Annotated in this window: 12 protein-coding genes; 4 read left to right on the top strand and 8 right to left on the bottom strand. The window is 66.4% G+C overall.

The genetic code is table 11. From position 1 onward, the window contains the following. Positions 1 to 2: 2 nt before the first annotated feature. Positions 3 to 995, bottom strand: a complete 993-nt coding sequence (locus BLU27_RS18440) for an ABC transporter permease (protein ID WP_092654913.1) — start codon at positions 993 to 995, stop codon at positions 3 to 5. Positions 996 to 997: 2 nt separating this feature from the next. Beyond that, entirely contained in the window at positions 998 to 2,815 is a 1,818-nt protein-coding gene (locus BLU27_RS18435; RefSeq protein ID WP_092654912.1) for an ABC transporter substrate-binding protein, read from the bottom strand. A 506-nt stretch (positions 2,816 to 3,321) separates the two neighbouring features. Here BLU27_RS18435 and BLU27_RS18430 point away from each other — a divergent pair. From BLU27_RS18430 to BLU27_RS18420, 3 genes are read left to right on the top strand one after another with little or no spacing between them, the layout of a single operon-like run. Further along, the gene (locus tag BLU27_RS18430) at positions 3,322 to 4,755 is read left to right on the top strand and encodes a hypothetical protein (protein WP_092654911.1); all 1,434 of its coding nucleotides are present in this window, start codon (positions 3,322 to 3,324) and stop codon (positions 4,753 to 4,755) included. Continuing rightward, positions 4,755 to 5,918, top strand: a complete 1,164-nt coding sequence (locus BLU27_RS18425) for a Gfo/Idh/MocA family protein (RefSeq protein WP_092654910.1) — start codon at positions 4,755 to 4,757, stop codon at positions 5,916 to 5,918. The genes BLU27_RS18430 and BLU27_RS18425 overlap by 1 nt, the downstream gene beginning before the upstream one ends. Continuing rightward, positions 5,915 to 7,660, top strand: a complete 1,746-nt coding sequence (locus BLU27_RS18420; RefSeq protein WP_092654909.1) for a polysaccharide deacetylase family protein — start codon at positions 5,915 to 5,917, stop codon at positions 7,658 to 7,660. The genes BLU27_RS18425 and BLU27_RS18420 overlap by 4 nt, the downstream gene beginning before the upstream one ends. A 54-nt stretch (positions 7,661 to 7,714) precedes the next feature. Here BLU27_RS18420 and BLU27_RS18415 read toward each other — a convergent pair whose 3' ends face one another. The 6 genes from BLU27_RS18415 to BLU27_RS18390 form a co-directional block, all read right to left on the bottom strand. Then, positions 7,715 to 8,473 (bottom strand): amidohydrolase family protein, encoded by a 759-nt coding sequence (locus BLU27_RS18415; protein ID WP_092654908.1) that lies wholly within the window; start codon positions 8,471 to 8,473, stop codon positions 7,715 to 7,717. Then, positions 8,470 to 9,342, bottom strand: a complete 873-nt coding sequence (locus BLU27_RS18410; protein WP_092654907.1) for an amidohydrolase family protein — start codon at positions 9,340 to 9,342, stop codon at positions 8,470 to 8,472. Before BLU27_RS18410 ends, BLU27_RS18415 begins: the two co-directional genes overlap by 4 nt. A gap of 34 nt (positions 9,343 to 9,376) precedes the next feature. Next, entirely contained in the window at positions 9,377 to 10,483 is a 1,107-nt protein-coding gene (locus tag BLU27_RS18405) for a mandelate racemase/muconate lactonizing enzyme family protein (RefSeq protein ID WP_092654906.1), read from the bottom strand. After that, on the bottom strand, positions 10,480 to 11,259 hold the full coding sequence (locus BLU27_RS18400; RefSeq protein WP_092654905.1) for an amidohydrolase family protein: 780 nt from the start codon (positions 11,257 to 11,259) through the stop codon (positions 10,480 to 10,482). Before BLU27_RS18400 ends, BLU27_RS18405 begins: the two co-directional genes overlap by 4 nt. Continuing rightward, entirely contained in the window at positions 11,256 to 12,281 is a 1,026-nt protein-coding gene (locus BLU27_RS18395) for a Gfo/Idh/MocA family protein (protein WP_092654904.1), read from the bottom strand. Before BLU27_RS18395 ends, BLU27_RS18400 begins: the two co-directional genes overlap by 4 nt. A gap of 125 nt (positions 12,282 to 12,406) precedes the next feature. Beyond that, the gene (locus BLU27_RS18390; RefSeq protein ID WP_092654903.1) at positions 12,407 to 13,579 is read right to left on the bottom strand and encodes a GntR family transcriptional regulator; all 1,173 of its coding nucleotides are present in this window, start codon (positions 13,577 to 13,579) and stop codon (positions 12,407 to 12,409) included. Positions 13,580 to 13,831: 252 nt separating this feature from the next. Here BLU27_RS18390 and BLU27_RS18385 point away from each other — a divergent pair, with 252 nt between their 5' ends. Then, entirely contained in the window at positions 13,832 to 15,364 is a 1,533-nt protein-coding gene (locus tag BLU27_RS18385; RefSeq protein WP_157728647.1) for an extracellular solute-binding protein, read from the top strand. The last annotated feature ends 4 nt before the right edge of the window (positions 15,365 to 15,368 follow it).

Raw genomic sequence — 15,368 nt, 5'->3', positions numbered from 1 at the left:
TCCTAGTACTGACCCTCACGGATTCGTGGATCGACGAGTGCGAGAAGGATGTCCGAGATCAGGGTTCCTATCACGGTGAGGACGCAGGCGATGAAGATGATGCTTCCGGCGAGGTACATGTCCTGGCTCTGCAGGGCGCCGAGCAGCAGCGGGCCGGTCGTCTGCAGTCCCAGTACGGTCGCCACGAGCACCTCGCCGTCGAAGAGGGCGGGGATGAGCCAGCCGATCGTGGCGATGAAGGGGTTCAATGCCACCCGGACCGGATAGTTCGCGATCAGCTTGCGTTCGGACAGCCCGCGGGCCCTGCCGGTGACGACGTAGGGCTTGCGGAGTTCGTCCAGCAGGTTGGCCCGGAGCACGCGGATCGTGCCGCCGATACCCCCGAGTGAGAGTACGACGATCGGCAGCCACAGGTGGTCCAGCAGGTCGAGAATCTTCCCGAGGTTCCATCGAGCGTCGACGTAGTCCGGGGACAGCAGACCGCCGACGCTCTTGTCGAAGTAGCGGAACTGGATGTACGCGACGGTGAGCGCCAACAGAAACCCCGGGACGGCGATGCCCACGAAGGCGATCGCTGTCATGAGGTAGTCGCCCACCGAGTACTTCCGCACCGCCGAGTAGATTCCTGCCGGGAGCGCTACGGCCCACGTGAAGAGGAAGGTCGCGATCCCGAGCGCGAGGGTGAGCGGCAGCCGCTCGGCCAGGAGCGAGGCGACCGAGCGGCCGTGCTCGAAGGACTGTCCGAAGTCCCCGTGCAGGACGATGTTGCTGATCCACTTGGCGTACTGCGCGACCAACGGCTGGTCGAGTGCGTAACGCTGCTTCAACGCCGCGAGCTGCGCCGGGTCGACGGTCTGCCCGGTGCGCGACAGGTTGGCCACGACGGTGGTCAGGTAGTCACCGGGCGGTAGCTGAATGATCGCGAACGACACCAACGAGATCAGGAACACCGTCGGGATCATGTAGGCGAACCGGCGGAGCAGGTAGCGCCCCATGCTCAGGTGTGCCGTTCGGGGTGCCTGAAATAGAGCTGGGACAGATCGGTCGCCGCTTCGTACAGCGTTCGGTAGCTCGCCACCGCGTCTTCGCGTACGTTACCCAGGTCGTCGCTCACGACGACGGGGGCGAACGCCGACTGGACGGTGTTGATGATCCAGACGTTCTTGTCGTGCAACCTCAGGATCTCCCGGCCGATCGCGAGGCGCCGGTCGTCGTCGGCCTGTTGGACAAGCTCGTCGTACAGCACCTGCAGCTGCCTGATCTCCCCTTCCGGCTTCATCGAGAACTTGCCCTTGGGATCGGAGTACCAGTTGCCGTACTTCGGAGCCCAGTAGGTGAGGCCGCTTGTCGGGATGTACCACAGCGAGTCGATGTCCCACAGGTAACCGGCCGGAACATAGCAGTTCAGGTCGAAGTCGCCATGCCAGATGCTGGCGTACCAGAGCTCGGACGAGATGTTCTTGATCGCCATGTCGATGCCGACCTTGGCCCAGTAGCGCTTCACGAACTCGAGAATGCTGACGGTCGGCACACCGACGCCGATGGTGAAGGTCTGGGCGACGAGCTTCATCGGTTTCCCGTCGGGGCGCAGCCGCATGCCGTTGCTGCCACGTCTGGTGAGTCCGGCCTTGTCCAGGTACTCGTTGGCCTTGGCCTCGTCGAACTCGACGAAGCGCTGGCCCATGCCCCTGACGAAGTACGGGTCCTCCGGTTGGGCGCACGGCTGCTGGAAGGATCCCTGGCCGGAGAACAGCGAGTCCCGCATCTCCTCGCGGTTGATGGCATGGGAGACACCGGCTCGGAAGTTGATGTCCTGGAACAGTTCGCGCAGCACCGGGTCGGGGTGGCTCTGGTTCAGGTTGACCGCGTGGAACAACCCGTCGGGCTTCCAGCGCAGGAAGCGAAAGCCCTTGTCCTTCTGGTTCTTGATCAACATCGGAGCGGACTGGTAGCTGAGGTCCCAGGCCGCGAGGTCCACCTGTCCGTTGGCCGCGCGCAGTCCGAAGGCCTCCTGGTCGAGGAAGGTGTAGACGGCCCGGTCGATGTAGGGCAGCTGCCGGCCCTCGGGGTCCACCTTCCAGTAGTAGGGGTTCCTCTCCGCCGTGGCGTTGTTGCCCTTCGCCGGCCTGGTGATGCGCCACGGCCCGAGCACCGGAAGGTCCGGGTTCCTCCAGTGGTCGTGCCTGGAGTGGTAGAAGTCGACCCAGGCCGAGAAGTTCTCCTTCTTCAGGGCCGACTGGACCGCCTCCTTCCCGGCGATGTCGGGATGGAACCTGCTCATGTAGTGCTTGGGCTGGAGGAACGGGTTGGCGCCGACGAAGGTGCCCACGAAGGACATGTACTTCAGCAGGAGTCCGTTCGGTGCCGCGAACTCGATTCGGAAGGTCTTCTTGTCCACCTGGACGAATCTCGCGGGCTTACCTCCTGGAGACAGCCAGGCAGGGAAGACCGGAGCGAGTTCCTTGTTCGAGTAGACGTGCTCGTAGACGTACATGATGTCGTCGGTCGTGAAGGGCTTGCCGTCCGACCATCGGACACCATCGCGTAGATGGAAAACGTACGCGCGTCCGCCGTCCTCGATCTCCCATGACTTCGCGAGGCCCGGGCCGGGGTTCGGCGGAGTGGTGGGAGTCCACTCGACGAGGCCTGCCCACCCCATGTACTGCAGGCCGTCGTTGTTCAGGTCGATCTGTCCGCGCTGCATCGTCCCACCGAAGCTGCCGAGTTGGCTCTGCGGCTTCACCACCATGGGATCCTTCGGGAGCCGCTCCGTCAGTTTCGGGAGTTTGCCCGCCTTCACCTGGGCAGCGAGCATGGGGGCTTCCTTGGTCCCCTTCGCCGCAACCGCCGGCCCAGGTCCCTTGTCGGGATTCGTGGACAGGAACGAGCAGCCGGTAAGTGTGCAGGCGCCAAGTGTGGCTACGCCGCCGGCGCGTAGCAGGTCCCTGCGGGTGATCCTCGATGCCACCGTGAGCCCTCCTCGTGTCCCGGGCGGAGCGTTGCGTCCAAGCCGGTTCACCTACTCCACGACGCCTGCCAAAGGCCTGCCGGCAGGCAGTGCGGCCTGAACGTGAGTGGCCGGAACGATCATTCGAGATGTCAGATACATCTACGAGATGCGAGATGTTACCTCCACGATGGCCGCCTGCACAGCCTTCGACCGGGCCGAATCTTCCAAGGTGCCGCAACCGGGCCTGCACCACGTTTTCGATGCAGGAGGACCCTTGCCTGGTCTACGTACTGTCTCTAACATCCTTCAAGAATTGAGTTGCATCTACGAAATCCCGTTGGATGACGAGCCGCCCGTGCCAGGAGGTCGGCATGACCGAGGTAGGCAACTCACGACTGTCCGGCCTGATCCCGGCCGGCGGCATCAGAGCCTCCCAGTGCGGAGGTAACACCGTCGGAGCGATGCTGCGTGAGCCATCTCCACGCACGGACGGCTACCGCCACGTCGACACGCCCGCGATGATCCGGAAGCTGCTGGCCCTCGGGGCCAACACCTACATCTACGGGATATGGGACTCCCCTACGGACTGGGACGACCTGCGGCTCGAGTTCGCCCCGGCCGCCGCGGATGCGGGTATCGACGTCTGGGTCTATCTCGTTCCACCCAGCGAGACCTCCCGCGACGGGGGCCGCGCCTCAAGGCCCTACGTGATGGACTACGTGGCCTGGGCCCGCGCCTGTGCCGAGCTCTCCGTCGCGCATCCCAACGTGAAGGCGTGGGGCATCGACGATTTCGAGTTCAACCAGGAAACCTTCACGACCGACTATGTGGCGCTGCTGCGCAAGGTGGCCCAGGACATCAACCCCGATCTGGCGTTCTACCTCTGCACCTACTTCCACGCGGCGACCGATCCGGGGTTCCTCGCGAAGTACGGCCCCTATCTCGACCTCGTGCTCTATCCGTTCCTGGACGGGCGGAACCTCAACACCATCGTCGCGGACAGCGTCGGACCATGCCTGGACGAGATCCGCGCCGCCGTGCGGCCCTGGAACCTCGATGTGGTTCTGCTCGTGTACACCGGCCGCTTCCTGGACGCGTGGAACGAACCCACCCCCGACTACTGTGCCTCGGCGGTTCGCGCCGGGCTCGAGTACGCCCGGGCAGGCAGGATCGCAGGGGTCACGGCATACGGTCTCCAACTCGACGACGCCCCGACCATCTCCTCGACCAACAAGGCGATGTACGGAAACGGCCGCCTGAGTCTTCTCGTCCCGCCTGTCCGCACGCAGGAGGGGGCGTACGCCCAGGCTTCACAGGTCGTCCGGGTCGACCCGGACGCGCCACGGCACGAACTGTCGTTCTGGCACAACGACATCTTCAGCGGACTGGTCGGCGGCGCCGGTAAGCATGTCAAGCAGGTGCTGCTCGACGGTGAGGTGATCTGGTCCGAAGACGTCCGCCACCATGGCTTCGCGCTGTGGCAGCAGTGTTCCACGCTCCACGGGCCGATCGACGTGACCGAACGGCTGCGCGGCAGGACGAGCGCCACCTTGGCGTTCCGCCTTCACCAGGCTCGCGGAGGGGACGAGATCTTCCCCGTCGACGTGGGATTCGACCACATCGAGACGCTGGGCTTCACCGTCGACAATCCGGGGTTCGAAACCACTGATGCCTGGACACTCGACTCCAGCCACGGCGTTCCGGTCCCCAGCATCGACATCTTCGTTCCCGACCGTCCGCAGCACTCCTTCGCCGCAGTGGCCGCTGAGTACCACGCCCACGCAGGCGAGTCGGCCAACATCTGATGGACGAGATCCGCGTCGGCGTCGTCGGTCTCGGTCCACGGGCCCTCGGGACGTGGATCCCGCTGCTGGCGCGCATCCCGGGATACCGGATCACGGCTGTGTGCGATCGGATCGAGGCTCTGCACCAGGCCGCACTGTCTCGCGTCGGCGACCCGACATCCGTACACGCGTACAGCGACTACGACGACGTATTCCAGGATCCCACCGTCGATGCGGTGGCGCTCACGATCAGGAGCCGGGACCAGGGCCGGCTCGCCGCACGGGCCCTCGAGGCGGGAAAGCACGTCCACGCGGAAGTGCCGGCTGCCTACAGCGTCGACGACTGCTGGCGGCTCGTGCTCGCGGTCGAGCGGAGCGGCCTGACCTACCAACTGGCCGAGCAGACGCGGTACTGGGGCTTCGTCGACGCCTGGCGCGGCCTCGTGTCCTCCGGCCGCCTCGGCCACGTCACGCTCGCCGAGGGGCAGTACTTCCACCATTACACCGAGGGCATGTTCCAGGATCCCCGATCCGGTGAGCTGATGGGGCCGGACAGTATCCCCGACCATCCGGATGCGGTCCCCACATGGGCGCAGCAGATGCCGCCGATCCACTACCTGCCACACGAGTTGAGCCCGATGCTGCGGATCCTCGACGACCGTGTCACCGAAGTGGTGGGGATGAGCACCGGGTCACCGAGCGCCGCGAACCCCCGGATCGCCCAGGCCGACATGCAGGTCGCGCTGATGCGGACCGGGAAGGGGACCATCCTGCGGATGGCAGCGAGCTTCGCCCAGCCACATCCGCCCGGTAACTGGCACTGGTACCAGCTCATCGGGACAGGTGGGCGGGTCGAGTGGTCTCGCACCAACCGCGATCGACCGAAGGTGTGGTTGGCGGACGCGCAGATGCACGACCTCGCGGACGTCGACTGGCGGTACGAACGCACCGACGCTCCAGTCGAGGCACGCGGCAGTGGCCACGGTGACGCGGACTACTACACCCACATCTCTTTCCGAGACGCCGTGTTCGCAGGCCGCCAGCCGCCTTTCGACATCTATCAAGCAGTGGACACGGCCGCCCCGGCCGTGTTGGCCGCCCAGTCGATGGCGGCCGGCAGCGGCCTGCTCGAGGTCCCGGACTTCCGGCCCGGCCCGGCCCGTGCGGTGGGACAGGCGCCATGACTGTCGCCGTGGTCGTTGCCGACGAACAGGACGTCGGGAAGTTCGGCCGCTACCTGGCGGAGATCCTCCGTGCAGAGGGCCTCGCGGACCTCGAGATCGTCGGCCTGACCAGCCCGCGACTCCACGACCTTACGAAGTTCGCGACCGTTGTGGTCGCGCGGTCGCGTCCTTCCAGGGAGCAGACCGACAGACTGCGCGCCTTCGCCAAGGGTGGTGGACGACTGGTACTCGTCCGGCCCTCCTACTACCTGGCCCGCGCCTTCGGGCTGGCGCCAGCGTCGACCATGGTGGCGCCGGCCTACCTCCGCCCCCTCGGCACCAGCCCGATCGCGAACGCGTTGCCCCAGGAGGCGATCGAGACCCACGTACCCGCGGACTCCTACGCACCCGAAGCCCTGCCGGCGGAAGCCGTGGAGGTAGCACGCCTGTACGCCGACGTCGGCACGCCGACGTCATTTCCCGCGATCATCGAGCTGCCGTTCGGAGACGGGCGTGTCGTCGTCTTCACCTACGACCTGGCCCAGGCCGTGGCGTTGATCCGGCAGGGCGACCCGAACCGGGTGGGCGGACGGGGGCTCGGCGCAGGCGAGCCCTACCGCATCCAGGACCTGCTGACCGGCTACGCGGACTCCGGGTGCTGGCACCTGCCCCAGGCCGATCTTCATGCCGCGATGCTGGTCAACGCGGTCAACCAGGTGGCGACTCTTCCACAACCTCGCATGTGGTACTACCCAGAGCCCGCCCACCGGAGCGTTCTCGTTCTCGACTCCGACGACGACTGGTCGGCATCGGAACATTTCGACGCACTGCTCGGTGCGGTCGATGCTCACGGCGGGAAGATCACCGTCTACCTCATGTCGGGTACGTCCAGGGAGACCGTGGCCTCCCCTGAGAAGGTCGCGGAATGGCGCGCCCGCGGGCACTCGTTCGGCGTCCACCACGACCCCTCCGACCCCTCCTACGGTGGCGAGGATCCCGAAGAGGTGATCGTCGACCTGGTGCGTAAGGACCTCGCGGACTTCGATCGCCACTACGGCGGCGTCCCGACTACCAATCGCAACCACTGCCTTGCCTGGAAGGGCTACGTCGACGTGCCGAAGGTCTATGCCGAACTCGGTGTCCGCATGGACCTGAACTCCGTCGGTGCCGGACCTTCGTGGTTGAAGTACCTCACCGGGTCCGCGCGTCCGATGAGGTTCGTCGACGTCGACGGCACCGTCGTGGACTGCTTCCAGCAGTCCACCCAGGCCTACGACGACCTCGCCGTCAAGGGCCTGCTCTCGGCCGACCCACGTGGACAGGCCTCCCTCACCCGGAAGCTGATGGAGGAGAAGGTCACTCGCTACTACAGCCCGCTGTCCATGCTCTCCCATCCGGTGTCGTTCTTCACCTACTCCCGGACCTACATGGAGCTGTGCTGGCAGGCCGCTCGTGAGCTCGGAATGCCGATCTGGAGCGCCTTTGAGTGGGCCGACTTCGTGGTAGCGCGGGACCGGGCCCGCATCAGCGACGCCACGTGCACAGACGGCGTTCTTCGTTGCCGAGTGACCGGCAGGTCCCCCGCCGGTGCGTTGACCATCATGTTGCCGGTCGCATCCGACCGGGTGACCAGAGCCACCGTGGACACCGAGGCCGTCCCGGTGACCGGCCTCGATGTCTTCGGATGGCCTTCCAGCCTGATCCCGATCAGGGTCGACCACGACCGGGCGTCTCCCCACGAGATCGCCGTGGAGACCTGCTGAGCTTCCCCGTCAGCCAGTCGTGTTCCGTGGGCGCCGTTGTCCACCTCACGTCTGTCATGCCCAGCCTGCCGGGAGGTTCGCGCCGAGCAGCCGCATCGCGGATCCGGCCAGGACCTCGGCACGCTGCGTGTCATCTATGGTCACCCAGTCGAGGATCCGGGCCGTTTCCGCCCGCGGCACCGTGTAGGGCGCGTCCGTGGTGAAGACACATCGACCCGCTCCGATCTGTTCGTCGCGCGCGAACTCGCTGAGAACGGTGTCCCACGGCGCGTACGCGGTGTCGGCGTGGAGATTCGGCGCGTGGCGCAGGGCGGGTGCCGCGTCGATCCAGAAGTCGGTCGCGCCACTCCTGCCCATGAGGAAGCGCAGCTCCGGATAGCGGCGGGCGAGGGTGGCTGCCGGGAGCGGGAGCGCAGTCGGTGGGGTTCCCGTACGGATGTAGACGAACCAGCCCTGCTCCCCCGCGAACGCGAGCAGCGGGTCGAGCAGCCCGTCGAGCACGTCGAAACCCTGAAGTACCGGATCCACCGCCAGGGCGACCGCGCCGGCGTCCTTCGCGCGGGCGAGCTCGTCCAAGGCAGAGCGGCCGCGCCAGGGATTTGCTACTGCGTAGGCAGCAAGCCGTCCACCCGACGCCTCCGCGGCGCTGCACACCGCCTCGTTGCCTTCACGGTTGTCGTATGCCGTGCAACGTTCGTCAGGCGCGACGAGCGCGTGGTCGATTCCCAGCGTGTCCATCGTCGCCAGGAGTTGCTCGACGGTCAGGTCGACTTCCCGCCCTGTTCCAAGCCGCACGTGCGCGTCGATGATCACCGCGTCTCCAATCCGAGCGCCGACAGGGCATCTGCGTGGATGATCCGTTCGATCGAGTCGTCAGGCACCCGCGGAAGCTTCGTGCCCTCGACGATGTCGTTGACACGTCGCAGGGCCGCCATCGCCTCACCGGAGGTGGAGATCGGATAGTCCGAACCGAACAGCAGCTTGTGCGGCACACCCCATTCGCCGGCGAACGTCAGCGCCTCCCACGCCAGCCACGGACGCAGGTACACCGACGACACGTCGGCGTACACGTGCGGATGCTTGCGGATGACCGCGACTGTCTCACGTACGAAGGGATGCCCCATGTGCGCCATCACCACCCTGAGTTCGGGGTACGCCAACGCAATCTCGTCCATCACGAGCGGGTGGGTGTACCGCAACGGCGCTTCCTGGATGGGCGAGGTCCCCTGGTGGAAGAGGATGGGCAGACCTTCCCGTTCGCAGTAGGCGTACAGACGACGCGCCTCGTCACAGAGTGGGTCGAAGTCCTGGTAGTTGGGCCCGAGCTTCACGCCCACGAGGTTCAGGTCGCGGCAGCGTTCCACTTCTTGGAACACCGTCGGCAAGAGGGGGTTGACAGACATGAAGCCGATCCGCCGGTCCGGCGCTGCCGCGACGAACTCCGCCGTGGCATCGTTCGTCCGCTCAGGCCGATACGGAAGACCCGTCGCACGCAACGGGTCGTCGACCGCGATGTTGAACACGATGGTGATGTCCGCGTCGGTCTGCTGCCGGTCGAAGTCGTCCCAGCTGTTCGTGGTCACGACCGACCGGTCCGAACGCCAGCCCTCGAAGGACAGGCGCTCGCTGTCGGGTACCGGGTCGCGGTGGGTCGGAGTGTGGTTGTGAACGTCGACGATCATCGCAGCTGCGTCCCCTTCTGGGTCGTGGCCGAGGTCAGCGGAACCGGACGAGCACGTCCTCACGGAGCTGAACGCCGAGCCCGGGGCCTGGCGGTAGGCACACGCGCCGTCCGTTACTCGGCAGCGGTTCGGCGAGGATGTCGTCCGCGTAGTAATGCGCGCCGATGATGTCGGACGGGAAGGCCGTGGTCAGGCCCGGAAGTGCCGCGGCGACGTGAGCCTGCGCGGCGGCGCCGAGGCCGAGTTCGCCGTTGGAGCCCAGCAACGAAGCCAGGCCGAACGCGTGCGCGATCGTGCCCAGCTCCACCGCTCGGCCAGGCCCACCGGCTTTCCCGACATACACGCTGACGACGTCCGCGGCGTCCTGCCGGATCACCCGGCGAAGGTCGGCCAGGTCGAAGATCGACTCGTCGGCCACCACCGGGAGGCCCTCGGCCCGAAGCGCCGCCATGCCTTCGAGATCGTTGGCGTCGACGGGCTGCTCGACGAAGGCGACGTCCTGGTCATGCAGCCGGCGAAGCGCGGTGCGTGCCTCTCCCCGGGACCAGCCTCCGTTGGCATCCATCCCGAGGAACGGGCCCGCGCCGACCAGCCGCCTCGCGTGCGCGACCCTGGCGACGTCCCCCTCGACGCCGAGGCCGACCTTGACCTTGAACGCCGCGAAACCGGCCTGCACCGCCTTGGCGTGCACCTGCTCGAGGCGCTCGCCGTCACCGGACAGTGAGAGTTTGATGGGCACTTCGGTACGTAGTGGGCCGCCCAGCACGACGGCGAGCGGCACGCCAAGGGTTCGGGCGTGGGCATCCCACAACGCGGTCGACACGCCGGCCCTGGTGAACGGGTTGCGCGCGAGAACCCGATCCATCGCCTGCTCCAACGCAGCCACCGGCACCAAGGGACGACCCAGGAGGGCCGGCGCCAGTACGGTCCGTACGAAATGCTGGGCAGTCGGCCCGTCCTCGCCGCTCCACAGAGGGGTACAACTGACTTCGCCGTATCCCTCGACTCCGGCACTGGTGATGACCCTCACCAGGCAGAAGTCGGACCGCTCGTGAGCGCCCTTCGCACCGCGGACGACAAGGTCGGGATGTGCCGGCATGCTCACGAGTGCGGTGTGAACCGCGACAATGGTGTCGGTCATGCCCTGCCCCGTAGCGGTCCTCGATCTCCCAGCAGCGTTCGCGGAGCATCTTCCAGCATCGATCGTCGCTGAGCCGGCGTGATCCCCCAGCCCTCGATCTCGCGGACCCGGGCTACCGCGTAGTCCTGGCTCGCCTTGTCGGACAGGCCGGCGTCGGTGCCGAAGAGGACCTTCCCGGACGGCGCCTCGGCCAGGATCCGGCGGGCCGCGTACGGCGGGGTCCCACAGATGCACAGGTAGAGGTTCGGCGTCTCCACCGTGGCGGCGAGGGCCTCCCGCCAGCAGTCGTGGAGGCCGCCGTGCCCCAGCACCACGGGGAGGTTCGGGTGCCTTCGAGCCAGGGCCGCGATCTGCAGCGGCGTGGAGTACGGCGGTGTGCCGTCGTGGCTCAGCAGGATTCCTCCCGCCCCGGCGACCACCTCGCAGATCGGGTCGAGTGCGGGCTCGTGCATGGAGAATCCCTGCAGCCACGGGTGCAGCTTGAGCCCTCGCATGTGCAGCTGGCTGAAGCAGCGCTCGACCTCCGGCACCGCACCACTCTGGCGGGGACTGACGGTGCCGAACGCCGCCATCCGGTCCGGATACTCCGCAACGAACGCGGCCACCTCGTCGTTCGCCTCAGGAGTGGGATTGAAGAGTCCGTCGTGGCTCAGCACCACGGCGGCGTCGATCCCCGCGGAGTCCATGAACTCCACGAACTCCCGGGCACCGAACGACGCGCCTGCCAACCAGGTCGCGGTCTTCCAGGCCGGTGTGTGGGTGTGAAAGTCGATCACGTGCGCTCCCTTCGGGGAATCGTGAACACCGACGCCGCGCCCGCGATCCGCTCACTCAGCTCCAGCGCGGTGAGCCCCTCGGGCAGCCCAGGTACCGCCCGATCGCCCCGTCCGCTCACCAGTTCCACGAACGCGCCGAGCTGACGGTCGAAACAGCGCTCGGTCCGGTCGGCCGGGTCGTCGTACACCTTCGTCTCGCCGTCGGAGGTAAGCGTCAGGCGGAAGGTGAAGCCGTCGAGGACGGCATAACCGTGCTGTCCGAGGATCGTGAGCTCACACCGTGGAAGCTCGCACGTCAGCCAGCCGAACTCCACAAGGGCGGTCGTTCCGCACTCGTAGGTCAGTCTTGCCCCGTTGAGGTTCGGCGAGGCAACGTCCGGATCGGTGCGCACGGACCAGGCGTCGGACACCCGCGGGCTCGCACCGTCCAGCAGGAACGCCAGCCAGTCGAACACGTGGGCTCCTTCGTGCAGCACCGGAGGACCGTGGCGCAGCGTCTGGTGGACGCGGGCCGAGTGCTCGGGGTCGTTCGCATCCAGACGTTCGTCATAGATGTGAGCACGGATCAGCAGCGGACCGTGAAGCGGTCCTGTTCGAACCCACTCCCGCAACCGCGCCAGTGCTGGATCGTGTCGGTAGGTCAGCCCGACCTGAAGCCGCCGTTGCCGCTCGGTCGACAAGGTGGTCAGTGGTCGAGCCTCGGCCGTCGACACGGCGATCGGCTTCTCCGCCAGGACGAACTGCTCAGCTCGCAGAAACCGCTCCGCCAGTCCGGTGGTCACCCATGGCGGCGTCGCCAGGACCACGCCGTCGACACCTTCCGCACCGCACAGCGCCGTCGCGTCTGTGTACATCGGCACACCAGGCGCACGGGTGGTGGCGACGGCCCGGCGCTCCCTCGAAGGATCGGCCATGCCCACCAGCTGGACAGCGTCCGACCTCAGCATTGCCGGGAGATGTGCAGCCAAGCCGATCGAGCCGAGGCCGATGAGCGCGAGGCGTACCGGGCCCTCGACTGCCATGGCTCACCGTCCTCGACCTGAGAGGGAGAAGGCACGACCGTACGAAATAACGGAGACAGCTCCGATATCCCGAAGATCGTATCCAGGTGGTACGGAGCCATCAAGGTCTTGACGACCGACTGCGATCACTCTTCGGGCGGCACTCTCGTCGTTCGTTGGTGCACCCGCAGGTGACCGGGTGCGGACTCCCTCGTACGAACGGCGATCGGCAGTACGACATGCCGCACGTCGCGGTACGGCTCGGGACTACCGATCCGGGAGTGGAGCAGCCGCATGGCCTCGGCTCCGAGTTGCCGTGACGGGAGCGTCGCCGCCACCGCTGTGAGCGGCAGTATGTCGAACGGCCCGGAGTCGTCCATTCCGGCGAGGTCGAGTTCGCCCGGGATCTCCATGCCGAGGGCCACCACGTCCTCCACAGCCTGCGCGAGCGTGTAACCGTTACCGCACAACAGCACCGTCGGAGGTTCGGGGTGGGACAGCAGAGCTTCGAGGGTTCCCGTCGCGCCCGAGCCTGGGCGGCCGGAGTACCTGCGCAGGACAGTGAGGTCGGGGCGGATCGGCACGTCGTTGTGGCGGAGGGCCTGCAGGTGTCCGGTCAACCGGTCCCGGACACTCGTACAGTCGACCTCGTTCCACAACGTGAGGATTCTCCGGTGGCCGAGAGCGAGTAGTTCCTGGGTGACCTGATAGCCGACCGCCAGGTTGTCGGCGGTTACCGCGTCCGTGGGCACGTCCGGCCGGTAACGGTCGACCATGACCAGCGGGACGTTCCGGTGCCGGATTTCGGCGAACAGGTCGGCGTGGGCGTGCCCCTCCGCGGGGTAGAGCACGATGCCGTCCACGTCGTCGTCCAGTGCCCGGTACAGCGCCCGCGCCTCGAGCTCGGAGTCGTTCTCGGAGTACGCCAGGAGCACGCGGAAGCCGAGCGCCGAGCAGGTGGCCTCCACTCCCCCGAGCAGTTGGTTCACGTGCCCCCCGCCGTGGCCCTGCAGGACGCAGGCGATGGTCGGGTGACGGTTGCCGGATCCTCTGCTCGCCCGGGGAGTCGGCGGAGACGACGTCTGTGGTTCGGCGACGTAGGTCCCGCTTCCCTGCCGGCGGACGAGGACGCCTTCGGCGACGAGGTCGTTGAGGGCGCGTACGGCAGTCGTCTTGCTGACGCCGTACTCCTCACAGACCTTGCGCTCGGTGACGAACAGCGCCCCCGGAACGTACTCCCCCTTCGCGATGGCCGCACGCAGGGATGCCTTCACCGCCTCGTAGAGGAGGACCCGCCCTGTGTTGTCATGTGCCGTCATCGTGTCCTTCTGAAGGTGTGATTCTCGACATCGTTCATAGTGTCAACGTTGGGAACGCGAGTCAGCCGGCGGGCAAGATCGGACGCCGTCGTTGACACGTCGACATTCTGATTATTACGTTTCGAGCCACCTGGACCGCGGTCTGCGCCCCGCATCTGCCTGTATCTGCGCAGCCTCTCCGACCAGCTGGTCCAGTCATCGCCACGTCTCACCCGCATGTGCACGGTCCGGCCCACCGCTAGGAGATCCGACATGCTCAGACGACGTCAGTTTCTTGCCGGCGCGCTGCTGGGAAGCGTTTCGGTCAGTGCGTGCAGCTCGAACGGAAGCGGCGGTGGAGGCGGCAGTTCGGGTGGGGTCACGACCTTCAGCTATCTGCGGCCCACCTGGGGTCCGGCGACGTACACCAAGAACGGCGCGTACGAACGGACGCTGGAAAACAAGGCCCACGTCGACATCAAGGTCCAGATCATCCCCGTGATCGACTACGACACGAAGGTGAACACGGTCCTGGCCTCTGGCGACATCCCGGACGTCATCTGGGGCTCTGGCCCGGTGAGCGGAACCTGGAAGGAAGCGCAGGACGAGGGCGCCTTCCTGCCGATCGACGACTACCTCGAGAAATACCCCGCGCTCCGCAAGGCCGTTCCGGACTCCATCTGGAAGACCCTCAAGGACACCCACGGCGACACGTACTTCATACCCAATCTGATCTGGCCTCAGGTGCCGTTCTTCCTCTTCTACCGCCAGGACCTGTTCGAACAGGCGAACCTGCCCGAGCCGAAGACGCTGCAGGAGTTCGTCACCACTCTCACCACGCTGAAGAGCAAGTTCCCGAAGCTCGTGCCGTTCACGATGGGGTACGAGTGGCACGCGAAGGAACTGGCCACGTCGTTCGGCGTCGCCAAGAACGGCTGGGAGCCCGCTGCCGACGACCGCGGCCGGCTCGTCCCGTGGTTCATGAAGGACAAGGAGATCGACCTCTACTTCTGGCTGCAGGACCTGCACAGGAAGGGCCTGCTCGACCCCGACTACGGCGTCAACAAGGAGCCGAACTTCTCCACCGACAAGTTCAAGGCCGGCAAGACGGTGATGGCGATCGAGAACTGGCTCGCGTTCCCCGGAATCTCCACCGACCTTCGCGAGGTGGTCCCGAATGCCCGGGTGGGGGTCGTGTCCCCGCTGGGTGAGCTGGGCGGAAACCGGGTGGTCTTCCCGATGGACCGCGGCTTCTACGTGTCGGCCAAGATCAAGGACCCCGACGGCTTCTTCCGGTTCCTCAACTGGACTCTCACCGACGGGTCCACCTTCCGCCGCTGGGGCGTGGAGGGCAGGACCTACAAGGTCGACAAGGGCCGGAAGGTGCCCATCCCGGACAACGAGCGGAACAAGGCGTACCAGGGCCCTCAACTGGAGCCACTCCACTTCCTCGATCCCTACAGCGAGAAGCTGGACTGGGAAGCGATGAGGATCGGCTTCGAGGGTTCCGGCGTCGCCGACCGGTTCGACTACATCAGGGGGAAGTTCGACGAGTACACCGCCAAGGCCTACGCCGACTACCGCGATCCGACGATCATGTCCCCCACCGAGGTGAAGAAGGGAACGCAGCTGTTCGAGGACCTCCTGCAGAAGCCGACGCAGAGCACCATCATCAACCACAAGGCGACCCGGCAGGACTGGTTGCGGGCCGTGGACAAGTGGCGGGCCGCGGGTGGCGACAAGATCATCGCGGAGGTCAACCGACTGCAGAAGGACAAGTCCAAGCCGCAGTACGCCTCCCTATGAGCAC

Origin of the sequence: Actinopolymorpha singaporensis (genome assembly GCF_900104745.1) — a bacterium.
GTDB lineage: Bacteria > Actinomycetota > Actinomycetes > Propionibacteriales > Actinopolymorphaceae > Actinopolymorpha > Actinopolymorpha singaporensis.
Note: the sequence above shows the minus strand (reverse complement) of the source record. Positions and strands in the feature narration are given on the sequence as shown.